Origin of the sequence: Marinitoga sp. 1154 (assembly GCF_013363285.1) — a bacterium.
Classification (GTDB): Bacteria; Thermotogota; Thermotogae; order Petrotogales; family Petrotogaceae; genus Marinitoga.
In genome coordinates this window covers 1-26,376 of record NZ_LBFB01000002.1, presented here as the reverse complement: position 1 = coordinate 26,376, position 26,376 = coordinate 1, and the positions used below count along the sequence as shown (strand labels likewise).

General features: G+C 26.9%; 26 protein-coding genes. 22 read left to right on the top strand and 4 right to left on the bottom strand.

The genetic code is table 11. The features are described 5' to 3' along the window. Window positions 1–4: 4 nt before the first annotated feature. Both XO12_RS01230 and rpsF read right to left on the bottom strand, forming a co-directional pair. Window positions 5–511: a single-stranded DNA-binding protein gene (locus tag XO12_RS01230; RefSeq protein WP_047265091.1), complete on the bottom strand. Its 507-nt coding sequence runs from the start codon at window positions 509–511 to the stop codon at window positions 5–7. A gap of 13 nt (window positions 512–524) precedes the next feature. Then, complete coding sequence (gene rpsF, locus XO12_RS01225; protein WP_047265090.1) at window positions 525–911, bottom strand: 30S ribosomal protein S6; 387 nt, start codon at window positions 909–911, stop codon at window positions 525–527. A gap of 184 nt (window positions 912–1,095) precedes the next feature. Here rpsF and XO12_RS01220 point away from each other — a divergent pair, with 184 nt between their 5' ends. From XO12_RS01220 to XO12_RS01195, 6 genes are all read left to right on the top strand, one after another. Beyond that, a complete protein-coding gene (locus XO12_RS01220; protein WP_047265089.1) occupies window positions 1,096–1,662 on the top strand; it encodes a PolC-type DNA polymerase III in 567 nt (188 codons plus the stop codon). Between the two features lies 1 nt (window position 1,663). Further along, a complete protein-coding gene (locus tag XO12_RS01215) occupies window positions 1,664–2,944 on the top strand; it encodes a PhoH family protein (RefSeq protein ID WP_175419555.1) in 1,281 nt (426 codons plus the stop codon). A gap of 68 nt (window positions 2,945–3,012) precedes the next feature. Further along, a complete protein-coding gene (locus tag XO12_RS01210; RefSeq protein ID WP_231580366.1) occupies window positions 3,013–3,258 on the top strand; it encodes a DUF4911 domain-containing protein in 246 nt (81 codons plus the stop codon). Further along, entirely contained in the window at window positions 3,233–4,294 is a 1,062-nt protein-coding gene (locus XO12_RS01205; RefSeq protein WP_052913123.1) for a YqeG family HAD IIIA-type phosphatase, read from the top strand. The genes XO12_RS01210 and XO12_RS01205 overlap by 26 nt, the downstream gene beginning before the upstream one ends. 43 nt (window positions 4,295–4,337) lie before the next feature. Next, window positions 4,338–4,757 (top strand): secondary thiamine-phosphate synthase enzyme YjbQ, encoded by a 420-nt coding sequence (locus tag XO12_RS01200; RefSeq protein WP_047265097.1) that lies wholly within the window; start codon window positions 4,338–4,340, stop codon window positions 4,755–4,757. A gap of 17 nt (window positions 4,758–4,774) precedes the next feature. After that, window positions 4,775–5,914 (top strand): family 1 glycosylhydrolase, encoded by a 1,140-nt coding sequence (locus XO12_RS01195; RefSeq protein WP_175419554.1) that lies wholly within the window; start codon window positions 4,775–4,777, stop codon window positions 5,912–5,914. Between the two features lie 50 nt (window positions 5,915–5,964). On the opposite strand, the gene XO12_RS01190 is transcribed toward XO12_RS01195, so the two are convergent. Then, entirely contained in the window at window positions 5,965–6,474 is a 510-nt protein-coding gene (locus tag XO12_RS01190) for a ferritin (protein ID WP_047265085.1), read from the bottom strand. Between the two features lie 378 nt (window positions 6,475–6,852). Between XO12_RS01190 and XO12_RS01185 the strand changes: the two genes are divergently transcribed. The 14 genes from XO12_RS01185 (at window position 6,853) to XO12_RS01120 (ending at window position 21,582) form a co-directional block, all read left to right on the top strand. Further along, window positions 6,853–7,629, top strand: coding sequence for a transporter substrate-binding domain-containing protein (locus XO12_RS01185; RefSeq protein ID WP_175419553.1), 777 nt, complete (start codon window positions 6,853–6,855; stop codon window positions 7,627–7,629). Between the two features lies 1 nt (window position 7,630). Beyond that, the gene (locus tag XO12_RS01180; protein WP_254867656.1) at window positions 7,631–8,371 is read left to right on the top strand and encodes an amino acid ABC transporter permease; all 741 of its coding nucleotides are present in this window, start codon (window positions 7,631–7,633) and stop codon (window positions 8,369–8,371) included. After that, entirely contained in the window at window positions 8,368–9,063 is a 696-nt protein-coding gene (locus XO12_RS01175; protein ID WP_047265082.1) for an amino acid ABC transporter ATP-binding protein, read from the top strand. Before XO12_RS01180 ends, XO12_RS01175 begins: the two co-directional genes overlap by 4 nt. Before the next feature lie 218 nt (window positions 9,064–9,281). Then, a complete protein-coding gene (locus XO12_RS01170; protein ID WP_047265081.1) occupies window positions 9,282–10,058 on the top strand; it encodes a transporter substrate-binding domain-containing protein in 777 nt (258 codons plus the stop codon). Window positions 10,059–10,474: 416 nt separating this feature from the next. Then, on the top strand, window positions 10,475–11,596 hold the full coding sequence (locus tag XO12_RS01165) for a citrate synthase/methylcitrate synthase (RefSeq protein WP_175419552.1): 1,122 nt from the start codon (window positions 10,475–10,477) through the stop codon (window positions 11,594–11,596). After that, window positions 11,596–12,846, top strand: a complete 1,251-nt coding sequence (locus XO12_RS01160; RefSeq protein ID WP_175419551.1) for a 3-isopropylmalate dehydratase large subunit — start codon at window positions 11,596–11,598, stop codon at window positions 12,844–12,846. Before XO12_RS01165 ends, XO12_RS01160 begins: the two co-directional genes overlap by 1 nt. Beyond that, window positions 12,843–13,343: a 3-isopropylmalate dehydratase small subunit gene (locus tag XO12_RS01155; protein ID WP_047265078.1), complete on the top strand. Its 501-nt coding sequence runs from the start codon at window positions 12,843–12,845 to the stop codon at window positions 13,341–13,343. Before XO12_RS01160 ends, XO12_RS01155 begins: the two co-directional genes overlap by 4 nt. A 4-nt stretch (window positions 13,344–13,347) precedes the next feature. Beyond that, window positions 13,348–14,127, top strand: a complete 780-nt coding sequence (gene proC, locus XO12_RS01150) for a pyrroline-5-carboxylate reductase (RefSeq protein WP_175419550.1) — start codon at window positions 13,348–13,350, stop codon at window positions 14,125–14,127. A gap of 9 nt (window positions 14,128–14,136) precedes the next feature. Beyond that, the gene (locus XO12_RS01145) at window positions 14,137–15,381 is read left to right on the top strand and encodes a glutamate-5-semialdehyde dehydrogenase (protein ID WP_175419549.1); all 1,245 of its coding nucleotides are present in this window, start codon (window positions 14,137–14,139) and stop codon (window positions 15,379–15,381) included. A gap of 1 nt (window position 15,382) precedes the next feature. Beyond that, window positions 15,383–16,444, top strand: coding sequence for a glutamate 5-kinase (gene proB, locus XO12_RS01140; RefSeq protein ID WP_175419548.1), 1,062 nt, complete (start codon window positions 15,383–15,385; stop codon window positions 16,442–16,444). Window positions 16,445–16,478: 34 nt separating this feature from the next. Next, window positions 16,479–17,594 carry an NADP-dependent isocitrate dehydrogenase gene (locus tag XO12_RS01135; protein ID WP_047265074.1) on the top strand — a complete coding sequence of 372 codons (1,116 nt, stop codon included), beginning with the start codon at window positions 16,479–16,481 and terminating at the stop codon, window positions 17,592–17,594. Between the two features lie 110 nt (window positions 17,595–17,704). Next, window positions 17,705–18,565 carry a DMT family transporter gene (locus XO12_RS01130; protein ID WP_231580365.1) on the top strand — a complete coding sequence of 287 codons (861 nt, stop codon included), beginning with the start codon at window positions 17,705–17,707 and terminating at the stop codon, window positions 18,563–18,565. A gap of 17 nt (window positions 18,566–18,582) precedes the next feature. Further along, the gene (locus XO12_RS01125; protein WP_047265073.1) at window positions 18,583–19,779 is read left to right on the top strand and encodes a serine dehydratase subunit alpha family protein; all 1,197 of its coding nucleotides are present in this window, start codon (window positions 18,583–18,585) and stop codon (window positions 19,777–19,779) included. Window positions 19,780–19,914: 135 nt separating this feature from the next. Beyond that, complete coding sequence (locus XO12_RS01120; protein WP_175419547.1) at window positions 19,915–21,582, top strand: UvrD-helicase domain-containing protein; 1,668 nt, start codon at window positions 19,915–19,917, stop codon at window positions 21,580–21,582. Between the two features lie 105 nt (window positions 21,583–21,687). Here the strand turns inward: XO12_RS01120 and XO12_RS01115 are convergent, their stop codons facing one another. Next, window positions 21,688–22,485 (bottom strand): diguanylate cyclase, encoded by a 798-nt coding sequence (locus XO12_RS01115; protein ID WP_052913122.1) that lies wholly within the window; start codon window positions 22,483–22,485, stop codon window positions 21,688–21,690. 245 nt (window positions 22,486–22,730) lie between these two features. On the opposite strand from XO12_RS01115, the gene XO12_RS01110 reads away from it, so the two are divergent. Both XO12_RS01110 and XO12_RS01105 read left to right on the top strand, forming a co-directional pair. Continuing rightward, complete coding sequence (locus XO12_RS01110) at window positions 22,731–24,443, top strand: M3 family oligoendopeptidase (RefSeq protein WP_047268200.1); 1,713 nt, start codon at window positions 22,731–22,733, stop codon at window positions 24,441–24,443. A 153-nt stretch (window positions 24,444–24,596) separates the two neighbouring features. Further along, window positions 24,597–25,997: an amidase family protein gene (locus XO12_RS01105; RefSeq protein WP_217683609.1), complete on the top strand. Its 1,401-nt coding sequence runs from the start codon at window positions 24,597–24,599 to the stop codon at window positions 25,995–25,997. Window positions 25,998–26,376: the final 379 nt, after the last annotated feature.

Sequence of the window (26,376 nt, the reverse complement as noted above, 5' to 3'; positions counted from 1 at the left end):
CCTCCTAAAAATTTGGCGGGGTATCATCATCTATACTATCATCATCGATAGGAAAAAATTCAGGAAATTTCTCATCTGAGAATTCTCCGATATCATCAGAAACTTCATCAATAGTCGGTTCAATCACTTCTATTTTTGAATTGTTCTCAAAATTATCTGTTATATAAGCATCTCTACTGGCTTTTGATTCCATAAATTGTATATTCGTTGCTGAAACTTCTGTTCTTTCTCTATAATTATTGTTTTGGTCTCTCCAGCTATTAACCCTTAGAGCGCCTTCAACAAGGATCAAAACACCTTTTTTTAAATAATTTTCAGCAAATTCTGCTTTTTTTCCAAATACAACAATTCTGATAAAATCAGTCTTTTGACCATTAAAATCGTTATTCCAATTTGGACGGTCAACAGCTAAAGTAAAATTAGCAACTTTATCACCTGAAGTAGTCATACGTACTTCTGGATCACGAGTTAATCGACCAACTAATATAACCCTATTAAATGAATAACTCATAATTTCATCCCTATCATTCTTCAGAATTTACTGGTTCTTCAACGACAACTTCTTTATTTTCTTCGACTTTTTTCTGTTTGATTTTTTCAGCTTTTTCTAAATCTTCTCTTCTAAAAACTTGCCATCTGAAAGTGTTTTGACTGTTAATTCTAAACAAGCCATCTAATGCATTAACTTTGTCAGGAGTAGCCTTAAATATTCCCCAGGTATAATCTCCTTCTGTATATCCTTGATGGGTTCTATAAGCTAGTTTTCTCATACCCCATCTTTCCCAGTGTTGAATTTCTCCACCTACTTTTTCTTCAATCCAGTTTTTAACCTTTTCAACTTCGTTGTTTCTGTTTTCTTCAGATAATTCTGGAGAAACAATAAACATCACTTCATAAATCCTTTCCTTCATTACTACACCTCCTCGGACAATTTTGGCCCCTAAATAAGAGCGGAATTTTCACTATAGTATTATACCAGAAAAATAGATTATCTGAAAAAAATTAACCTAATGTTATTCAAATTAATAACTATTTGAAACTAAAATTGAATCTTTTGAAAAATTATGCTATACTTAAAATGTAGGAGGTATTAATATGTATAATCTTGAAACACAAGTTTTTGTCTCATTTGATCTGGAAACTACCGGATTAAAACCAGATTTAGGAGACAGAATTATCGAAATAGCAGCTATTCCTATATATAATGGTAAAATAAAAAGAAAATATGAGTTTCATACATTAGTTAATCCAAAAATAAAAATACCTGTCGAAGGTTCCCAATTTCATAAATTAAATAATAAAGATATAGAAAACGCACCAACAATTATAGAAGTTTTTCCTAAATTTAAAGAGTATATTTCAAATACAATACTTGTTTCACATAATGCAAAAATGGATATGTTATTTTTAGATGTAGCTGCTAAAGAAAGTGGAATATTACCAGTTGAAAATTATTATATAGATACATTAGAAATAGCCAAAGCATTATTAGAAAAAGGTCCATATTCATTAGAATCTTTATCAAAAAGATTTCATATTTATATAGGTAAATCTCATAGGGCATATGAAGATGCATTAATGACGGCAAAACTGTTTTTAGTTTTTATTAATAATTTTGGTTTAAAAAGTTTAGGGGATTTTATCAAAAAATGGAGGGGATAATATGGTAAAAAATTATGTATTAGACACTAATGTTTTAATTCATGATCCAAAAGCAATGTTTAATTTTGAAGACAATAATGTCATTATACCATTTCCAGTAATAGAGGAAATAGATAATCTTAAAACACGTGGTGAGCGAACAGGTGCTGCTGCGAGAGAAGTTAATAGAATTTTAGACAATTTAAGAAAAGAAGGTAGTTTGCAAAAAGGAATAAAATTAGAAAATGGTGGAATGCTAAAAATAGCAACTTTAGAAGAAAATGGAATAAAAATTCCTCGTTATTTAGGGAAAAAAATGGATGATTGGATATTATTATATGCAATGGAGTTAAAAAAAGAAGGTGAGATACCGACTTATTTAGTTACTAAAGATTTAAATTTAAGAATAAAAGCTGAAGCTGTTGGGATTGAGGCACAAGATTATTTGACAGATCGTATTGAATACAAAAATTATTTTACAGGATTTGTTGAACTTAAGGTTGATAAAAAAATTATTGAAAAAGAAAAGATTAATTATAATTTATTAAATTTAAATGAAAAACCATATCCAAATACGTATTTTGATTTAAATGATGGAAATTATTACAGATATTCAGAGAAAGAGAAAGCTTTAATAAAATTGGATATATCATATTTTACAGAAATATTTGGAATCAATCCAAGAAATAGAGAGCAAATATTTGCATTTGATGCATTACTTAATGATGAAATACCTTTGGTAACTCTTGTTGGTAGTGCGGGGACAGGTAAGACATTGCTTGCATTAGCAATAGGGCTTAGCAAAGTTTTAGATGAAAAAAAATATAAAAAATTATTAGTATCAAAACCAATAGTTCCAGTAGGAAAAGATATTGGCTATTTGCCAGGTTCCATCCAGGAAAAAATGAGACCCTGGTTACAACCTATATATGATAATTTAGATTTTTTATTTCAGGGAAAAGGGAAAAAACCTGATGAATATTTAGAAAAAAGAGAAATATTAGAAATAGAGGTATTATCTTATATAAGAGGAAGATCCATTCCAGAACAATATATGATAATAGATGAGGCGCAAAATCTCACACCGCATGAAATAAAAACAATTATAACAAGAGTTGGGGAAAATACAAAAATAATATTAACTGGAGATCCATTTCAAATAGATAATCCTTATTTGGGTTTTTCATCCAATGGTTTAATTTATGTTTCTTCTAAATTTAAAAATTCAGATTTAGCAGCGCATATATATTTGTTAAAAGGTGAGAGATCAGAGTTAGCAACTAAAGCTGCAGAGCTTTTGTAAAAAATATGTAAGATATATAATGTAAAATATAAAAACAAAAAATGTTTTGCATATTTGGAGGTGCTGAAGTGAAAACAGATGTAAAAGAATATGATATATATGTAAAAGTAAAACGAGAAGATATACATTTAGTTACATATTTGCTTGAATCAGTTGATAATTTAATGAATGTAAGGAATGTAATTGAAAATAATCTAATGAAAATAATAAGTCCAAAGGATACATTGGATGAATCTTTGAAATTGATAAATTCATTAAAAGAAATGGCAGATTTGGAGGTTGTAAGGGTTGAACCCAACAACGGAGAAGTTTAAAAAAAATATTTATAATATTATACCAATTCCATACGAACATCATCCAACTATTTTTGATATAGATTATTTGAAATTAAAAAAATTAGGATTTAATACTTTACTATTTGATTATGATTTTACATTAGCCCCATGGAAACAGCCTATAGATAATAAGACAGTTGCTCTTTTTAAAAAATTATATAAAATGGGATTTAAAATTGCAGTTGTATCTAATGGTCCAGAAAAAAGAATCAAAAATGTAAAAGAAAAAATGAGAGAAAAAGTTAAAATATATTGGAAAATGAAAAAACCATTTTCCGAAAAAATAAAAAAAGTATTGGAAGATTTAGATTCTCGTCCAAAAGATACTGTTTTAATAGGAGATCTGTTTTTTACAGATATTCTAGTAGGAAATAAAAATGGATTATATACAATATTAGTTAATCCATACACTTATGAAATAGATTCCTTTTATAAAAAAATAGCTGCAATAGTCTCGAAATCTTTATACTTCATTTTTTTCTATACATTTGGATGGTTGTTTAGAGTTATGGATTTAGCTGTCCCTAATGAATTTGCTGAAACTATTTTTGATATAGATTACAAAAAATTAAAGCAAAAGGATTATAAATTATTAATATTCGATTTTGATAATACTTTAACTACATGGCGCTCTGAAAAATTACCAGATGATATTATTGAATTATTTGGCAAATTGTCTAAAGATTTTAAAATCATGATAGCATCAAATGGTAAAGAATATAGATTTGATAATATAAAAAAGCAGTTAGAAATGTATAACATAAAAGTTATGGGTTATTCGTTAAAACCGTTTCCCTTTAGAATAAAGAAAAGTGTTCAAGAATTTAATATTGAACCGACTCATGTAGTTTTAATAGGTGATCAGCTATTTACAGATATAATTGCTGGTAATAAAAATGGTTTTTACACGATAAAAGTAGAGCCAATATCTTCAAGAGAAAGGTTTTTTACTAAAATTTTGAGATTTTTTGAAAAGATAAGTATAAAAACAATGCGAGAAAAACCAAAATTTTAGGAGGGGGAGAATGTCAATAGATAAAGAGGTATACGGTAGCAAAATGAAAAGTGTAACGAAATATTTATGGTTTAATACTGAAAAAAGTATTGATATAATATATTTAACAGATGAAGTAAAAAAGTTTGTTAGTGAATCTAATATTATAGATGGATATGTTCTTGTTTCGGCTATGCATTTAACAGCTGCTGTGTATATAAATGATTATGAGTCAGGATTAATTGAGGATATAAAAGAATGGCTGGAAAAGTTAGCGCCACAAAATTATCCTTATAAGCATCATAGAACTGGAGAAATAAATGGACATGCGCATTTAAAAAATTTAATAATGCACCATCAGGTTATAGTTCCAATTACGGATGGAGAATTGGATCTTGGTCCATGGCAGGAAATTTTTTATGCAGAATTTGATGGTAAAAGACGAAAAAGGGTTATATTAAAAGCATTTGGGATAATAAAATAATAAAATGGGGGATTAAAGTGGAAAGCAATATTACTTTTCCTAAAGGATTTTTATGGGGGAATACAATTTCTTCATATCAGATTGAAAAAATGAATGATAAAACTAATTGGGATTTATGGCAAAAGAAAGGCCATATAAGAGATGGAACTAGCTTATCTATTTTAAACAATATGAATATGAATTTATTTAATGAAATAATAGAGGTTTCAAAAGTTTCCGGATATAACTCTCTGTCTTTTTCTTTTGAATGGGCAAAAATATATCCTGAAATGAATTTTATTAATTATAAAAAGCTTGAAAGTTATAAAAATTTTATTATAAAATTGAAAAAAAATAAAATTGAACCTATCGTTATTTTAAATTATTACACATTACCAATATGGTTTGAAGAAAAAGGTGGATTTAGTAAAGAAAAAAACTTTAAATTTTTTATTGAATATGTTGAAACTATATTAAATTATATAGGGGATATAGTCGATTACTATATAACTTTTTTTGAACCTGATAAATATATAAAAAAGACATTTGAAGAAAAAAGTTTTCCGCAATCAAAAAATAATGACACAGAAAAAAAAGATGCAATTATAAAAAATTTTTATGATTTACATAAAGATATATATTTTTTAATAAAGAAAAACAATAAATATTCTAAAATTTCTTTTACAAAAAATATTACCTATGATGAGTTTGATTTTAGGAAAAATAATTTATCGAAATACTTAGATTTTATATCTATTAGCTATGATGGAAATAGTGTTTATGACACCTCTAAACCAGTTCAAAAAGATGATATTGGAAAGAATATAAATCCAGATGTAATTTTAGAATATTTATTGAAAATAAAATCATTGGATAAACCTATTCTAATATTATCAACAGGGATTGCTGATGAAAATGATATATACAGAGCGACTTTTTTAATTAAAGTATTAACTAATGTATATAAAGCATTGAAAAAGAATGTAAAAGTTTTTGGATTTCATCATAAGACAATTTTTGATTTATTTGAATGGGAATATGGATTTTCTGCTAAATATGGATTATATGAACTTGATTATGAAAATTCTAAAATTCATATAAGATCAAGTGGAAAAATATATTCTAATATTATCAATAATAATGGAATCCCGTCTTATTTGGAAAAATATACTCAATAAAAGTATTATTAAAAATAATAAAAGCAGGCTGAAGCCTGCTTTTATTATTTTTAATTTTCACTTGGAATTTGGAAAGTTCTTGAAGATAATTCTCTATCTAACATAAATAATGCATTAGGATTATCTTTTATCAACTCTAACTTAGCTATTATTTCTTCACCATTTGCTTCTTCTTCAACCTGTTCGTCTATATACCATTGTAAAAAGTTAAATGTGGCTCTATCATGCTCTTTTTCAGCTAAATCCACAAGGTCATTGATGCATTTAGTAATATGTTTTTCATGTTCTAAAGTTTCTTTAAAAACATCAAGGGTTGAATTCCATTCGCGTTTTGGCTTTTTTATCTCAAAAAGTTCTACGCTTCCACCTCTTTCCAGTAAATATCTATACATTTTCATAGCATGAAAAGTTTCTTCTTGGTATTGAACATTCATCCAGTTAGCAAACCCTTTTAAACCTTTCCTTTCAAAATATGCGGCCATAGATAAATATAAATAAGCGGAGAACAGTTCTTCATTTATTTGCTTATTTAAAGCTTCTTCCATATTTTTTGATATCATAAAATCCCCTCCTTGTAATTTTTGTTATATTATAATTATACCATTTTTATATTTAGAAAGCAAGATTATATTTAAGTTAATAGAGTATTAATAATACAAACTCAGTTGACATGAAAAGTATTTTATGATATAATCATAAAAAATTTAGATTGTGAAAAAATGGGAGGAAATAGTATGAAAAATTTATATACAATAATTAATAGCAATTCAAATATAATATTAAGACATCATTCAAGGTGTGGCCTCGCGCTGACACCTTGAGTTGTCGTATTTGCTCAAGGAAAATCAGAGGCCACACCATCTAAGGTGTGGCTTTTTTTTATATAATTTTTTTTATATAAAATTTAATCAAATACTTTTTTAGAGGAGGGAGATATTATGAAAAAGTTAGTTGTATTATTATTCGTTATTGTGATGATTATGATTGTTTTTGGAGGGAAAATTGAAGAAATACAAAAACGAGGTGTTTTATTAGTTGGTCAGGATCCAGCATATGCTCCGTTTTATGGAGTTAATACAAAAGGTGAAAGAATTGGATATGAAGTGGAATTGGCAAAAATGATGGCAGAAGTATTAGGAGTAAAAGTTAAATTTGTTATTACAAATTGGGATGGAATAATACCAGCATTATTGGCTGACAAATTTGATTTTATATTGGCCGGGATGACAATAACCCCAGAAAGAGCTTTGAAAGTAAACTTTACAATTCCATATTATGAAACTGGACGGATAATATTTTATAATAGTGAGAAATATCCAGATGGAATAACAAAAGAAGATTTAGAAAAAATGGAGAAAAAAGCTAAAATAGCAGTTCAATTAGGTACTACAGGAGAATTTACAGCTAAAAAATTATTCCCTAAAGCACAGATTTTGACTTTTGAAACAGTTGATGCTGCAGCTTATCAGATAATTACCAAAAAAGCAGATGTATTGATTTTTGATGAATTATATTATGGTTCTATTTCAAAAAAATATCCTGCAATAAAAACAACTGAAAATTTATTAAATAAAGAAAACCTTGGGATAGCTATAAAGAAAGAAAATATAGATTTGTTATTATGGTTAAATACATTTATTGAATGTAAAAAAACAGATGGAACATTGGAACAATTAAAACAAAAATGGATGGTTGATTATGATTGGAGTGAATAGATTGAAAAAAAAATATATACAAAAAATAATAGCATATATTGTATTAATATTCATACTATCAAGTTTTTATATTGAAATGTCAAAAAATTATCCTTTTAATTGGCAACGTGTACCTTTTAAATATATGAATTTATATATAGATGGTTTTTTCATGACATTAAAAATATCTTTGTTATCAATATTATTTGCGCTGATTATTGGTATTATATTTGGAGTAATGAAAACATCTAAATATCAAATTTTAAAAGAATTTGCCAATACATATACCACAGTTTTTAGAAATATACCATTATTAGTAATAATTTTGATTATATATTATGGTGTAGGATCTATGATTGAGATTAATGCTATGATTGGTGCAATTGTATCACTTTCTCTTTTTGAAGGTGCATACATATCAGAAATAATAAGAGGAGGAATAGAAGCTGTAGATAAAGGCCAGATTGAAGCAGCAAAAACGATAGGACTAAACACATTTTATATTTATGTTGATATACTTTTACCTCAGGCATTTAGAACAACATTACCAGCTTTAACAGGACAATTTATCAGTCTTGTAAAAGATAGCTCACTTGCTTCTGTAATAGCATTACAGGAATTGACAATGGTTGGACGCCAAATTGCAACATCATCATTTGCATCTTTTGAATCTTATATAACCGTAGCAATATTCTATTTTACAATAACAGCACTATTACAAGTTTTAGGAAAATATTTTGAAAGGAGGTATGCAATATTATGATTGAAATAAAAAATTTGAAAAAAAATTTTGGAGAATTACAGGTTTTAAAAGGTGTAGATATGAAAGTTACAAAAGGAGAAGTGTTGGTGATAATGGGACCCTCTGGGTCTGGTAAATCAACGTTATTGAGATGTATTGCTGGATTAGAAGAATACCATGAAGGAATAATAATATTAGAAGAAAAAAATATTTTTGATTATACAAGGAAAAACTTAGTTCAAAAAATTGGATTTGTGTTTCAACAACATAATCTTTTTCCACATTTAAAAATAATAGATAATATAGCTTTAGGATTAATAAGAACAAAAAAAATGCAAAAAGAAGAAGCTTATGAAAAAGCTATTAAAGTTTTAGAAAAAGTACATTTAAAAGATAAAGTATATAATTTTCCTGGGCAATTATCTGGAGGGCAACAACAAAGAGCTGGAATAGCCAGAGCTTTAGCTATGGAACCAGAAATAATTTTATTTGATGAACCAACTTCATCTCTTGATCCTGGCTTAGTTTATGAAGTAAAAGAAACGATGGTTGAACTTGCTAATTCGGGAACTACTATGATTGTTGTAACTCATGAGGTTGATTTTGCAAAAAAAGCAGGAGATAGAATTGTTTTTATGAAAGATGGAAAAATATTAGAAAACATGGATCCAGATACTTTTTTTAAAACAGAATTAAAATATGAAATAGCTTAATAGAGAGGAGGTTTATTTATGGAAAAAAGTATTTTTATAAAGAAATTTAATTATAACGGAAATTTGCATCATCATCATCATTATTATCATCATCATGTGAGGTGTGGCCAATATTTACACCTTTTAGAGTTGTATTGAATTTAGGAAATTCTGGCCACATTAATTAAATGTGGTCTTTTTTATTATTTAATCAAAAAAATAATTAGGAGGTTGATATTATGAAAAAAAGAATATTTTTATTTTTGGCAATTTTGATGACATTAGTAGTATTTGGTGGAAAAATTGAAGAGATACAAAAACGAGGCGTTTTATTGATAGGTCAGGATCCAGCATATGCACCATTTTATGGTATTAATACAAAAGGAGAAAGAATAGGACACGACATAGCATTTGCGAATATTATAGCTGACTTTCTCGGTGTAAACGTAAAATTTATCATAACAAATTGGGATGGAATAATTCCGGCATTGATGACTGATAAGTTTGATATAATATTAGCCGCGATGACAATAACACCTGAAAGGGCGTTGAAAGTTAATTTTACAATTCCTTATTATCAAACTGGGCAGGCATTAATGTATAATTCAAAGAAATATCCAGAAGGTCTTACTATTGAGAGTCTGAAAGAAATGGGGAAAAAAGCAAAAATAGCGGTACAGTTAGGTTCAACAGGTGAAATAGCTGCCAGAAAAAATTTTCCACAAGCACAAATTTTAACTTTTGAGACAGTTGATGCAGCAGCATATCAAATAATTATAAAAAAAGCGGATGCCATAGTGTTTGATGATTTGTATTTTGGAACATTGGTTAAAAAATACCCATCTATTGTCATGATTAAAGATTTATTAACAAAAGAAAATCTGGGAATAGCTGTTAAAAAAAGTGATCTTGATTTACTTTTATGGTTAAATACGGTAATAGAAACATTAAAAACAGATGGGACATTGGAAGAATTAAAGCAGAAGTGGATATATAATTATGATTGGAGTAAATAGTTAAAAAATAATTAAATTTTATTTACTATAATATAATTGTAAAAAAAGACTTGACTTTTAATAATAAATATGTTAAAATCAATTAAAGGTTATCTGTGCCGTTAAAAGCCGATAGGAGGAAATTATAATGTTTGTAATTAATTATTCTGCTTTAAATTTAATAAATACATTAAATAATCAACCCGAACCTAAGGTGTGGCCTTTGCGGCACCTTAAGCTCGGTGTATGATTTTTTTAACTTAAGGTAATCAAAGGCCACACTTTCTTAGAAGTGTGGCCTTTTTTTATTCTTTTTTCTAATATCAAAAGATAAAAACAAATAGAATTATAATCTATTTTAATAAAGAAAATTAAACAATTAAAGACATCGTTTTTTACAATAATATAAAATTTTTCAATATTGAGGAGGTGAAAAAATGGATGTTAATTTTGATGTAAAACATGGATTGGAAGGGGTAGCTGTAGCGATAAGCTCTATCTCATATATTGATGGAGAAAAGGGGAAACTTGTTTATAGAGGGTTTGAAATTGAGGATTTGGTTGAAAATTCTAATTTCGAAGAAACATCTTATTTAATATGGTTTGGATCTCTTCCAAATGAAAATGAACTTGATTTTATAAAATCAATGTTATCTAAAAAAAGAGAGTTACCTAAAAAAATTGTAAAAATGATGAAAGAATTACCAAAAAATGCACATCCTATGGATGTGTTGAGGAGTGCGGTGTCTTTATTAGGTATATATTCTGAAAAAACAAATTCATCCTTAGAAAATGCAATAAATTTAACAGCGAAAATACCTACAATCATAGCGTATTGGTATAGGATAAAAAACGAGATGAAATTAATTCGGCCAAGAGAAGATTTGAACCATTCTGAAAATTTTTTGTATATGATGTTTGGTGAAGTTTCAGAAAAATCTGATATTTTTGATAAAGCATTAATTTTACACGCAGAACAGGGTATGAATGCTTCTACCTTTGCATCAACAGTAACAGCATCGACTCTATCAGATTTGTATTCTATTATAACAACAGCAATAGGGGCATTGAAAGGACCTTTACATGGAGGTGCAAATGAAAGAGTTTTAAAAATGTTTGAGGAAATAAAAAGTATTGACAATGTTGAGAATTATATTGATTCTTTAATTTTAAAAGGCGAAAAAATTATGGGTTTTGGTCATAGAATATATAAAACATATGACCCACGCGCAAGAATATTGAAAAATTGGATAAAAAATTTGTTTATAAATGAAAGAATTGAATATTTTGAAATAGCTTTAAAGGTTGAAGAATATGTAATAAAAAAATTTAAAAATAAAAAAATATTTCCAAATGTAGATTTTTATTCAGGCATTCTCTATAATTATTTTAGAATTCCTTCGGAATTTTTTACAACTATATTTGCCATGGCAAGAATAGTTGGCTGGACCGCTCATGCAATGGAATATAAAAAAAATAATAGAATATTTAGACCCCGGTCAATTTATAAAGGACCAAAAGGGTTAAAGTATAGAGAAGTGAAAGGAGTTGAAAATTAATGGGTAAAACAATAGTTGAAAAAATCTTAAGCCAACATGCCGGAAAAGATGTTTTTCCGGGAGAAATAATTGTTTCGAATGTAGATCTGGCGTTTGTACAGGATGGGACAGGTCCATTAACTGTTGATCAGTTTAATTATTTGAATTTTAAAGATGTAGAAAGTAAATCTCTGGTTTTTATAGATCATGCTTCACCAAGTCCAAGAAAAGAACTCTCCAATACTCATAGTAAATTAAGAAATTTCTGTAAAAAAACTTCTGCGAATATATATGATATAGGAGAAGGGATTTCGCACCAAATAGTAGCTGAAAAATATGCTAAACCAGGTGATGTAATTGTAGGAGCTGATTCACATACATGTACTGCAGGAGCTTTGGGAGCTTTTGCTACAGGTATGGGATCTACGGATATAGCTCTTGCATATGGTTTAGGAAAAGTATGGTTAAAAGTCCCAGGAACATTTAAAATAAATTTAAAGGGTAAACTGCCTTTTGGAGTTTATGCGAAAGATATAATTTTATTTTTAATTGGAATGATTGGCGCTGATGGAGCAACTTATAAGGCATTAGAATTTAGTGGAGAGGGTATAAAAAATCTTTCCATGGAATCAAGACTTACAATATCAAATATGGCAGTGGAAGCTGGAGCCAAGGTGGGGATATTTCCCACTGACGAAAAAACTAAAGAGTATTTAAAAATAAATGGTAGAGAAAATGATTATAAAGAAATAAGAGCAGACGATGATGCAAATTATGAAAAAATTATAGAAATTGATTTATCTAATATAGAACCGCAAGTAGCATTTCCACATACCGTTGATAATACGAGAAATATATCAGAAGCAGTAGGAGTAAAAATAGATCAAGTATACATAGGAACATGTACAAATGGTAGAATAGAAGATTTAAGAGTAGCAGCATCCATATTGAAAGGAAGAAAAAAAGCATCAGATACAAGGTTAATAATAGCTCCTGCTTCAAAAGAAGTTTATTTGCAAGCATTGAAGGAAGGCTTGATTAATATATTTTTAGAAGCTGATGCGACAGTATTACCTCCAGGTTGTGGTCCGTGTGTAGGAGTACATGCAGGAGTTCCTGCTGATGGGGAAAAGGTATTATCAACTCAAAATAGAAATTTTCATGGAAGAGCAGGAAATCCAAATTCAGAAATTTATCTTTCTTCTCCAGCAGTTGCTGCTGCAAGTGCGATTACTGGATATATTACAGATCCAAGGGAGGTTTTAAAATGAAATTAAAAGGTAAAGTTTGGAAATTTGGAGATAATATATCAACAGATCATATAGCTCCAGGTAGATATTTTCATTTAAGATCAAATCTTAATGAATTTTCAAAACATGTTTTAGAAGATGCTCGAAAAGATTTTGCTGATAAAGTAAATAAAGGGGATATTATTGTTGGAGGTAAAAACTTTGGGTTAGGTTCTTCAAGAGAACATGCGCCAAGGATTATTAAATTATCAGGGGTATCATGTATAATTGCGGAATCTTTTGCCAGAATTTTTTATAGAAATTCTATAAATATCGGGTTACCTGTTATAGAATTAAAAGAAGCAAATGAGATTAATGAAGGTGATATCCTCGAAATAGATACAGAAAAAGGCATAATAAAAAATATTACTCAAAAAAAAGAATATACATTTATACCATTTCCGGAATTTATGAATAAAATAATTAAAATAGGGGGTATTGATGAATACGTAAAGAAATATGGGGATTATGGAGTGTGATATTATGAATGTTGGAATTATTGGTGTTGGAAATATAGGAAGTATGATTTTAGAAGCATTATATAATAAGGAATATGAATTTAATATAATAAATAGAACAAGATCAAAATTAAAAAAGTATGAAAAGCTTGAGAATGTAAATATTTGTAAATCAATAGAAGAGGTATATGAGAAATCAAAGTTTATATTTGTTGCTGTAAAGCCACAACATATTGATAAAGTGTTTAAAGAATTATCTGAACTTGAGGAAAAAGAAAATTATATTATAAGTACAGCGGCAGGAAAAGAATTAGAAGAAGTTATAGAAAAAACTCATAAAAATAATGTGATAAGAATTATGCCGACTATAATTTCTAAAATTGGCAAAGGAGTTACAGCTGTTGCTTTCAATAAAACTATTGATAAAAATATAAAAAAGGGTATTATAGATTTAATGAAACCACTTGGAAAAGTAATAGAATTAGAAGAAGAAAAATTTGATGCATTTACTATTTTAAATAGTAGTGGTCCGGCATTTGTTTCTTTTATACTTGAAAGTTTTATAGAAGGGGCTATAAATATTGGCTTACATGCGGAGACAGCTAAAGAAATAGTTTTAAAAACGTTTGAAGGATCTATAAAATTTTTGGAAAAAGAAAACATTGAATTAGCAGAATTAAAATATAAAGTTTCTTCGCCAGGTGGTGTAACAATAAAAGGATTATATGAATTAGAGCAAAAAGGTGTTAAAGGTGCAATTATGAAGTCTATATACGAATCATATTTGAAAAGCAAAAGTTTGTGAGGTGATAATATGAGTGAATTAATAAGTAAAGCAAAAAAAATAAAAAAAGCAACTGACATATTAAAAACACTAACTACAAAAGAAAAAAATCATGCAATATTGAAAATTTCAGAAGAAATAGAAAAAAACAGTGAATTCATATTAAAAGAAAATAAAAAGGATGTAAAACTTGCTGAAGAAAAAGGTTTAAAAAAAGCATTAATTGATAGATTGGAATTAAACGAAAAAAGAATAAATGGGATGATTGAAGCATGTAAAACAGTTGTTAACTTAAAAGATCCTGTTGGAGAAATTTATGATTCATTTTTAAGGGAAGATGGTCTAAGAATAAGCAAGGTTAGAGTACCAATAGGTGTTGTTGGAATAATTTATGAATCAAGACCAAATGTTACACTGGAAGCTACAATATTGGCATTAAAGTCAGGTAACACAGTATTATTAAGGGGTGGATCAGATGCAATAAATTCGAATAAAGCTATAGTAAAAGCAATAAAAGAGGGACTAAAAAAATCCAATCTCCCGGAGTCAGCTATAGAAATAATAGAAAATACAGATAGAAGATTTGTCGATGAAATGCTTAAATTAAATGAATATATAGATTTAATCATTCCGCGTGGTGGAAAAGGTTTAATTGATTTTGTTGTAAAAAACTCCACAGTTCCTGTTTTAGAAACTGGTGTTGGAATATGTCATATATATGTAGATGAATCTGCCAATATAGAGAGATCCATAAAAATCATTGATAATGCCAAAACACAAAGACCTGGGACATGTAATACTGTTGAAACGGTATTGATACATAAAAATATTTCTAAAAAAATATTACCAGAGTTAAAAAATGTTTTAGAAAGAAAAAGCGTTGAAATTAGGGGTTGCGAAAAAACTGTTGATATTATAAATGTTAAAAATGCAACAGAAGAAGATTGGGCTACAGAATATCTTGATTTAATATTGTCAATAAAAATAGTAGAAAACTTTAATGAAGCAATTGAGCATATAAAAAAATATTCCACAGGACATTCAGAATCAATATTGACAGAAAATTACTTTAATGCTATGAAATTTATAGAGCAAATAGATTCTGCAGCTGTTTATGTAAACGCCTCTACGAGATTTACAGATGGAGGAGAATTTGGAATGGGTGCAGAAATGGGGATAAGCACTCAAAAAATGCATGCAAGAGGGCCTGTTGGTTTAAAAGAGTTAACTACTTATAAATATATAATATTTGGAAATTATAATGTGAGGGAGTAATATGGACAAAATTGTTATAAAAATAGGTAGTAATCTACTTATAAAAGATAATCAGATAAATAAAAATTTTATTATAAAGTTAAGTTCAATTATTTCAAATCTTGTAGATAACGGAAAAAAAGTTGTAATTGTTTCTTCTGGTGCAAATGCAGCAGGACTAAAATATCTTAATTTACATCCATTAAAAGGATTATCACAAAAACAGGCTTTATGCGCAATTGGACAAGTACAATTAATGAAGATATATGAACAGGCATTTGATTTTTATGATAAAAAGGTTGCCCAAATTTTACTTACTAGAGATGATTTTTCCAATAGACAAAGATTTTTAAATCTTAAAAATACACTTATAGGTTTGAACCAGTTAAAAATAATTCCTATTATAAATGAAAATGACACAATATCAATAGAAGAAATAAAATTTGGAGATAATGATTTACTTTCAGCCTACTTTGCAATTGGGTGGGGAGCAGATGGTTTAATAATTTTAACTTCAGTTGATGGAATATATGATGAAACAGGTTTTATTATAAAAGAGTATGAAGAAAACAAAAAAATAATGAATTTGAAAAAGACTACTTTAGGAACAGGTGGAATAGATTCAAAGATTTTTGCAGGGAAAATGGCATCAGCATCTGGTATCAAAGCGTGTATTTGTAATGGAAATAATCTGAAAAATATTAATGAATTTATAGAAAATAAAAATCCAGGAACAATTTTTTTACCTGATAAAAAAATGAAAAATAAAAAAGCATGGATAGCTTATTTAAGCGATAGTAAGGGTAAGATTTATATTAATGAGGGTGCTAATAAAGCAATATTAAAAAGAAAAAGTTTATTGCCAATAGGAATAAATAAAATAGAAGGAGAATTTATAAAAGGCGATGCAGTAGATGTATATTATAATTCAAAATTAATAGCAAAAGGATTAACCAATTATTCTAAAGATGAAACTGAAATTATAAAAGGGAAAAAAAGTGAAGAAATCTTAAAAGATTTCGATTATAAAGAATTTATACATGCAGATAATCTTGTTCTAATCAATCATTTTTTGGATAAATAATAAAATTTTTTATTATATATAGGGAGTTGAGAAAATGGAAAATAAAATTATTTTATATATAAAAGGAGATGGAATAGGTCCTTACGTAATGGATGCTGCTATGAAAGTATGGAATGCAGCTGTAAATCGTATATACAAAGATAAAAAAAGAATAATCTGGAAGGAAATATATGCTGGAAAAAAAGCATTTGAAAAATATGGGGATATTCTACCACTTGAAACTTTAAAACTTTTAAAAAAATATAAAATTGGTATAAAAGGTCCATTAGAAACACCAGTTGGTAGTGGATATAGAAGCTTAAATGTGGCATTAAGACAAAAGTTGGATTTATATGCATGTATAAGACCTGTAAAATATATAAAAGGAATAGATGCTCCTGTAAAAAATCCGGAAAAGGTTGATATTATAATATTTAGAGAAAATACAGAAGATGTATATGCAGGAATAGAATGGAAAGAAAATTCTGAAGAATCAAATAAAATAATAAATTTTTTAAAAAGTAATTTTAATATATCTCTGAATAAAACAGCAATAGGTATTAAACCTATTAGTGAATTTAAGACGAAAAGATTAATGAAAAAAGCAATAGAATATGCTATAAAATATAATAGAAAAAAGATAACCATAGTGCATAAAGGGAATATAATGAAATATACAGAAGGAGCTTTTAGAAACTGGTGTTATGAAGTTTCAAAAGATTATAGTTTAGAATTAGAAAAACATCAAATAGAGATAAACGACATTATAGCAGATAATATGTTTCAACAATTATTATTAAATCCAGAAAATTTTGATATATTAATAACTCCAAATTTAAATGGAGATTATTTATCAGATGCAGCAGCAGCTCAGGTGGGAGGGATAGGAATTGTTCCAGGATCTAATATAGGAGATGATATAGCTTTATTTGAACCGACACATGGTACTGCTCCAGGAATAAAGAATCCTGAAATGGCAAACCCCACATCTCTGATATTATCTGGCGCTATGATGTTCGAATATATAAATTTTACACAGGTGGCAGAATTAATAAGAAAATCTCTTGAAAAAACAATATTAGAAGGATTTGGAACACCTGATATTGTAAAAGACGATAAAAAAGTTCTTTCAGCGAATAAATTTGCAGAAAAAATAATAGAATATTTTTGATTAAAGTTAAAGAGGGGGATTATCCCACCTCTTTTTTTCTTGAAATATAAATAAAAAAAATATATAATATTAGTATAATAATATAAGAGGTGATTTTTCTGCATTATTTAATGGCAATACTATCGGCTTTTTCCTCATCAGTAACATCTGTTCTTGGTAAATATTCATTTAATATAGGAGCAAGTGTATCTCAAATATTATTTTTGAGATTCTTTTTTTCTTTTTTAATAGCAGGAATGATATTTGTATTAGCAGGATATAAATTTCATTTCAAAAAATTTATCTATTTTTCAATGTTGGGCATAATGAATTACGGAATAGCAGCATATGCCTTTTTTGTAGGTCTTCAATATTTGAATCCAGCTTATGCGACAGTAATATATTTTACAAATCCAATTTTTGTATCATTACTACAAACAAAAATTACAAAAAGAAAACTCAATATTGTAAATATTTCTGCAGTCGCAATTTCCTTTGTTGGAGTTTTGATTTCCAATTTGGGCGAAAGAGCTTTTTCTGGAAATAATAGCATAGTATTTGGCACATTAATAATATTATTCAGTTCATTTGTAAATGCATTGTTTGTTGTGGCTGCAAGTGATAAATTAAAAGAAAAAAATACAAATCCTTTTGAAAGTGCATTTTATACTTTTTCTGGAACATTTATTTATTATTTTGTATTAGTATTATTAAATAATGAAATATATACATTAAATAGTAAATTTATGTTATCTGGTTTTATATTAGCAGTATTAGCAACATTTGTTCCACTAACTTTAAATTATTTATCATTAAAAAAATTACAATCACATACTCTATCTTTAATAATGCCTTTAGAACTAATATTTGCGTCAGTATTATCAGCGATGTTTTTAAATGAAGCATTTAATGTATTAAAAATAATAGGTTTTTTAATGGTTGGATTAGCTCCAATTATTGATATATCAAATATTGAATCACAAAATTACTAAGTGTAGGGGGGATATTAATGTTAAAAAAAATAATTTTTGATCAAGTTAAACCTGCATATGGTTGTACAGAACCAATAGCAGTTGCATTAGCAGTTGCAACGGCAAAAAAATATTTAAAAGGAAAATTAAAAAAAATAAAAATATTATTGGATAAAAATACTTATAAAAATGGTTTAGAAGTAAATATTCCAGGGACACCTTTTATAGGATTAGAAATAGCAGCAGCACTTGCTTATACATGTGGCGAAGCTGAATTGGGATTGGAAGTTTTGAAGAATGTAGAACAAAAATGTATTGATAATTCACATAAAATATTGAGCAAGATAAAAATTGATGTAAATAAAGATTATAATGGTTTAAAGGTTAATTGTATAATAGAAAGTGAAAACATAGTTCAAGTAATAATTGAAGGAAAACATGATAATATAGTCCATATTGAAGAAAATGGAACACCTATATTAGATAAACCATTTGAACAAAGTGGAGCATTATTGGAAAAAATAAAAGATTTTAACTTTGATAAGTTAATAGAATATGTAGAAATTGCAGATAATGAAGTAATTGATTTAATTGAAAAAGCTATAGATATGAATACAGCAATTGCAGAAAAAGGGTTAAAGACACAAAATAATTTTGGACATGTGTTGGATTATGAACCTGTGAATATAGTACAAGCGGCAGTCGATGCGAGGATGAGTGGAGAATTAATGCCTGTAATGACTGTTGCTGGAAGTGGAAATCAGGGATTATCCAGCACATTACCTATAATAAAAATAGGTGAAAAATATGATGATGAAAAAATGAAAAAGGCTTTATTACTCAGTATGTTAATTACTATATATATAAAATCTTATACAGGGGTGTTAACACCTATTTGTGGTGCAGGATCTGTTGCATCAGCTGGAGTTGCTGGTGGGATAGTTTATTTAAAAGGTGGAACAAAAACGCAAATAAAAAATGCAGTAAACAACGTTTTATCGACGCTGTTTGGATTAACATGTGATGGCGCAAAAAGAGGATGTGCCTTGAAAGCGGGAACAGGCACTTTCGTAGCTCTCCAAAGTGCAAAATTGGCATTGGAAAATATGAATATTCCCTGTGGTAATGGAATAGCTGCTGGAAATGTTGAAGAAACAATAAAAAGAATAGGAAAATTAACATTATCAATAAAAAATTTTGATGAGGATGTGTTAGAGTTTATTGGCAAATGTTAAAGAATGGAGTGAAGTATTATAAAATATACAAAAATCTGTATTTCGTGTGAAGAAATTGTTGAAAGTGATGTAAAAATTTGTCCGTATTGTGATTCATTTTTTTTGTTCAAAAAATGTCCGAAATGTAATAAGATAATGAAAGATGATATAAAAAAATGTTCAAATTGCGGATGGGATTTTTATAAAAATAACAAAAAAGACAATATATACAGTGAATATTTAAAAATTATAAATAACACATATTTTAAAAACACAAATTATGAAAATAAAAAGAATTATAAATTAACAGAAGAACAGATAAATATAATAAAAAAGGCGAAAGTAAATAATTTAATAATAAATGCTTTTGCAGGGACAGGAAAATCAACCACATTATTAAACATTGCCTATAATTTAAGCAATAAGAAATTTCTATATCTTGCTTTTAATAGATCAATAAAAAATGAGATTGAATATAAAATAAAAAAAGCTGGTATAAAAAATATTAAAGTTTTAACAACACATGGTTTTGCGTATTATTTTGTAAAAAAAGATTTAAAAATAAAAAAAATTGGAAAAGAATTAAATACATCTGAAATATCTTCTATACTCGGAATTGATATATATATTGCAGATTTACTTCGAATAGCATTTAATGATTTTTGTAATAGTGATATAAAAGAAATTTCCAATAGTACTATTGAAAAAATTATAGAAAACAATCCGAGACTTAGAATCATAAACGAACATAAAAAATATTTAAAAGATAAAATTGAAAAAATATGGTATATGTATATTAATGGCGAGCTTGAAATGACGCATAATGTATATTTAAAATATTTTCAGTTAAATATTGAAAAATATTTGGAAAAAATAAATTTTGATTATGTGCTTCTTGATGAAGCACAAGATACAAATGAAGTTGTTTTAGATATTTTTAAAAAATTAAAAGGAAAAAAAATAATAGTTGGTGATCCACATCAACAAATATATACATTCAGAGGATCAACCAATGCAATGTATAAAATTAGAAATGATCTAAATTCAGAAATTCTATACTTAACCCAAAGCTTTAGATTTAATAATAGTATTGCTGAGAAAGCAAATATAATACTAAAAAAATTCAAAGGTGAAGAAAATGAGATAATTTCTTTCAACTATTTAAACGATACAAATATAAAAAATATAGCTTTTGTAACAAGAACCAATGCCACCCTTATTAAGCTTATAGATAAATTCAAAAATCATGAAATAAAACTTATTCGGTCTCCTAAAGAAATATTTTATCTCTCTTTAAATATATATTATTATATAAAATACTTAAGAAATCAAACTTATAAAGAAAAAATAACAGAAAAATGGTTTTTAAAATTCAAATCATTAAATGATTTAAGAGAATATGCAGAAGATTTTGAAGATTATGAATTAATTTCAGCAATAAACATAGCAGAAGAATATAATGAAGAAATATTTTCACTTTTAGACATAGCAGAAAATAAATCAAAAAATAGTAAAAGTAAAATTTTTCTTACTACGGCGCATACAAGTAAAGGATTAGAATGGGATAAAGTTATTGTTTGTCATGATTTTCCAGATATAATAGATTTATTAAAAAAAGAAAAATATAAGACAATTGAAGAATTTAAAACTAATTATAAAGAATATATTGAAAAAATAATAGTTGGAGAAAATATAAAATTTAAACATCAATACATTATTGATGAAATCAATCTTTTTTATGTTGCAATAACCAGAGCGAAAAAAGATGTTATTATCAAATCTAACAATAAAATTTTCCAAATAAAATCAAAAGAAAAATTATAATTAAAAAAATATTTTGAAATTACTATCAATATAATTAATAATTGGTATGGAAATTCCATACCAATTATATTTATTCTATTACATGGTTTGCATTATACTAAAGAACTATATTAATTTAAAAGTGTTTCTGCCTTCTTTTTTTGCATTAATCATAGCTTTATACGCATCATCATAAGTATCTTTATTTAATAAAACATATTCAGTGATTCCTATACTCGCAGTTACCTGAATATTTTTATTTTCATAAACAAATGTTTTTTTAATATTTTCTAAAATTTTTTTAGAAATATCTTTTGCATTTTTTTCATCGGTATTTTTCAATACAATCACGAATTCATCTCCGCCTAATCTTTCAATGTTTTCAGCTTTTTTATTTTCATACTCAATGTTTCCATTATTTAAAACTTCTTTTATTCTTTTAGGTATCTGTAATAGAACTAAATCACCAAATTTTCTTCCGTATGTTTTATTAATATCCGCAAATTTATCAATATCAATAAGCAATAAATAGTTTCTATTTTCCATAATAATATCCCCTCCATTTAAAGTTATAGGTTTAAATAACGGTACATTTATTCTTTTCTTTCTAACTTCACTAGGACATAATCCGAATTCTTTTTTGAATGCTCTTGAATATGATTCATAGGTATTATATTGATATTTGATAGCAATTTCTAAAATATTCATATTAGAATTAAACAAATCATATACAGACTTTGAAAGCCTTCTTTTTCTGATATATTCTTTAATGCTCATACCAACAATTAAATTAAACAATTTATATAGGTAAGATAATGAAAAATTCGAATATTCAGCAATATCTTCTAAAGAAAAATCATTTGATATATTTTCTTCTATAAATTCTAATGCGGAATTAATACTTTTTAATATATAATTTTCCATAATCCCCCTCCTTTGTGGCACCACAATAAAATTATATAATAAATAAAATAAAAATACATGATTTTTTTTCTACAAATTTACGCTTAGATTTTTTAGGTATAAAAAATCTAAAGGAAAAGGAGAGCGATAGCTCAAAAATTTTTTATAAAATCAAAAATATTTAAACAAAAAAAAAATAATATAAATTTTTATAAAAGTATGATATAATTAGTATAACTAACAAAATGAAAAAAGGAGGAAAAAAGATGATAATTACAAATGAAAAAATTGAAAAGAAACCAAGAAAATTTTATAACAAAGAAATTAATTTGAACAGTTGGGACGATGTGAAAAATGAATTAGAAAGTTTATTAGATGAAAAAATAAATTCAGTTAATGATTTACTAAAATTTTTAGAAAAGTGGTCTGAATTTGACGCTATACTCTCTGAAGAAATGGCATGGAGATATATTAGAATGACATGTGATACAAAAGAAGAAAATTCAAAAGCATTTAATGAGTTTTATGCTAATATAATATCTCCTGCAAGTGAATATGATTTCTTATTAAAAAAGAAATTTTATGAATCACCCTATAGAAATGAATTAAAAGACGAGAGCTATATACATATGAATAAATTAATATCTAGAGACATTGAAATTTTTAGAAAAGAAAATTTACCATTAAAAGTAAAAGAACAGAAATTATCTTCTAAATATGGCGAAATAATATCTAAAATAACTGTAAAATTTGATGGTGAAGAAAAAACTTTATCTCAAATGGGAATATATTTAAAAAATCCCGATAGGAAAATTAGAGAAAATGCTTGGAATTTAGTAAATAATGCAATATTAGAACATCATGAAGAATTAGAAAACCTCTTTGATGAATTAAAGAATATTAGAATTCAAATAGCAAAAAATGCTGGATATGAAAATTTTAGAGATTATATGCATGATGCAAAAAGAAGGTTTGATTTTACACCTAAAGATTTATTTGAATTTCATAACTCTGTTGAAAAAACTGTTGTTCCAGCATTAACAAAATTAAATGAAGAAAGAAGAAAAAAATTAAATGTGGAAACTTTAAGACCATGGGATACTGAAGTTGATGTTGACGGAAAAATATTAAAACCATTTAAAACAGAAGAAGAGTTTGTAGAAAAAGCTATAAAAGTTTTAAAAAGAGTAGATATTGATTTTGCAAAAAATATAGAAAAAATGAAAAATTCTGGTTTTTTAGATTTAATTAATAGAAAAGGCAAAGCACCAGGAGGCTATAATTATCCTTTAAGAGAAACAGGAGCAGCATTTATATTTATGAATGCTGTAGGAATACATGGAAATGTAAAAACGTTACTGCATGAATCAGGACACGCACAACATACCTTTTATTCTAAGGATATACCGATTTCAATACTAAAAGATTTCCCAAGTGAAGTAGCCGAATTAGCTTCAATGTCTATGGAATTATTAACTTTAGAGTATTTAGATGAATATTATAATAATCCTGAAGATTTAAAAAAAGCTAAAAGAGAACAATTAGAAGGAACATTGAAAATATTACCCTGGGTAATGATCGTTGATGCATTTCAACATTGGATATACACAAATCCTAATCATACAATAGAAGAAAGAGATAATTATTTTGGTGAATTAATGGATAGATTTAATCCTGGAATTGATTGGTCGGAATTAGATAAAGAAAAAAGAATTAGATGGTTAAGGCAATTGCATATTTTTGAAGTGCCATTTTATTATATTGAATATGCTATGTCACAATTAGGAGCTATAGCAGTTTATAAGAATTATAAAGAGAATGAGAAAAAAGCAATAGAACAATATAAAAACTTTTTAAATTCTGGTTTTAAATATCCAGTTAAAAAGTTATATGAAATAGCTGGTATAAAATTTGATTTCTCTGAAAAGTATATTTCCGAATTAGTAGAATTTATTATGAATGAAATTGAATCATTATAAATTATAAGGGCGGTAAATACCGCCCAGTTTTAAATGGGGGTAAATATGAAAAAAACTGAACTAATATTTGGATTTAGCAGTTTTTATGCTTTGGGTTATTCATTAATAGTAACAAGTACCTTAAAATAAAAAGTATTTTTTGGGGGGATACCTATGGAATTGATGAATTTAACGATTGAAAAAGTTAACAAATTATTCGATGAAAAAAAATTAAGTAGTGTAGAATTGGTAGAGTTTTATCTTGAAAGAATTGCAAAATATAATAATATGTTAAATGCAATATTAGAAATTAATCCTGATGCTATATTTATCGCTCGAAAATTAGATTTGGAAAGAAAAAAAGGAAAAATAAGAAGTAAATTACATGGAATTCCTATAATTATTAAAGGAAATATTGACACAAATGATAAAATGCAAACAACTGCTGGAGTTAAAGCATTAGAAGGAAACTTTGCAAAAGAAGATGCATATTTAGTAAAATTATTAAGAAAAGCGGGAGCCGTTATTTTGGGAAAAGCCAATCTTACTGAATTTGCCAATTTTGTTTCTTTTAAGATGAAAAACGGTTACTCAACATTAGGAGGACAAACTAAAAATCCATATGGTAATTTTGATACTGGAGGATCAAGCTCTGGCTCTGCAGTAGCTGTAGCAGCAGATTTATGTTTAGCAGCTATAGGAACTGAAACATCTGGTTCTATTTTATCGCCAAGCAGTTCAAATTCATGCGTTGGTCTAAAACCAACTACAGGTTCAATTAGCAGAAGTGGTATTATACCGATTTCATATACACAAGATACCGCTGGTCCAATAACCAGAACAGTTAAAGATGCTTATGAAATATTTAGAATATTGAGCAAATATGATAAAAAAGATGCAACTACTTATATAGTAAAAGATTATAATCCAAAATATAATGAAATAAAAGATTATAAGGGGATGATTTTTGGTTATTCCGAAAATCATATAAAATGGTTAGAGGATGAAAAAAAAGAAGTTTTTTTTGAAGCGTTGAAAAAAGTTGAGAAATTGGGCGGGAAAATAATTAAAGTAAAATTTGAGAATTTGGATAAAATAAATAACATCAATGTACTTTATTATGAATTTAAACATGGAATAAATAATTATTTAAAAGATAAAGATTTAGAAGTAAAAACGTTGAATGATATTATAAAATATAATTATAAAAATCCAAAAGCAATAAAATATGGACAAAATATTTTAATTAGATCAGATGGGACAAATATAAATGATAAAGAATACTTAAAAAGCTTATTAAATGATAGAAAATATTCGAGAAAATTAGGGATTGACAAAGTAATGGATGAATATAATCTAACAGCTCTGCTTTTTCCTGCTAATTATGGAGCAGGTATTGCTGCAAAAGCAGGATACCCATCAATTACTGTTCCAACAACATATATAAATGGAGAACCTTTTGGCTTGACTTTTACAGCAAGATTTTTAGAAGAAGAAAAATTATTTTCATTAGCTCAATGTTATGAACAATCTTATAATGTAAAAAAATTGCCAAAAATCGATAAAATTTTATAAATAAAAATATTTTAAATCGTCTGTGTTTTTTACAGACGATTTTTTTGATATATTCTATTAAAATCTTACAAATAAGGGGATATAATATCAGAAAATTTAAATGCTAATTTGTATATTATTTAATCCAGTTATGATATAATAAAAAAGAAATAAAATATCAGAAGGTGAAAAATATGCGGCTTGACCCCCGAAAATTAGACAAAAAATAAGAAAAACTTATTTTTTCACAGAAACGAAAAAATCAGAAAAATCATAAGACGAAATAAAATCATTGAAATTATCATTAAAAAGATAAAAAACGAAATCAGGAGTAAGATACTTTAAAGACCCATGAGGTCTAAGATGATTATAAAAATAAATATAGGACATGTAATAATTA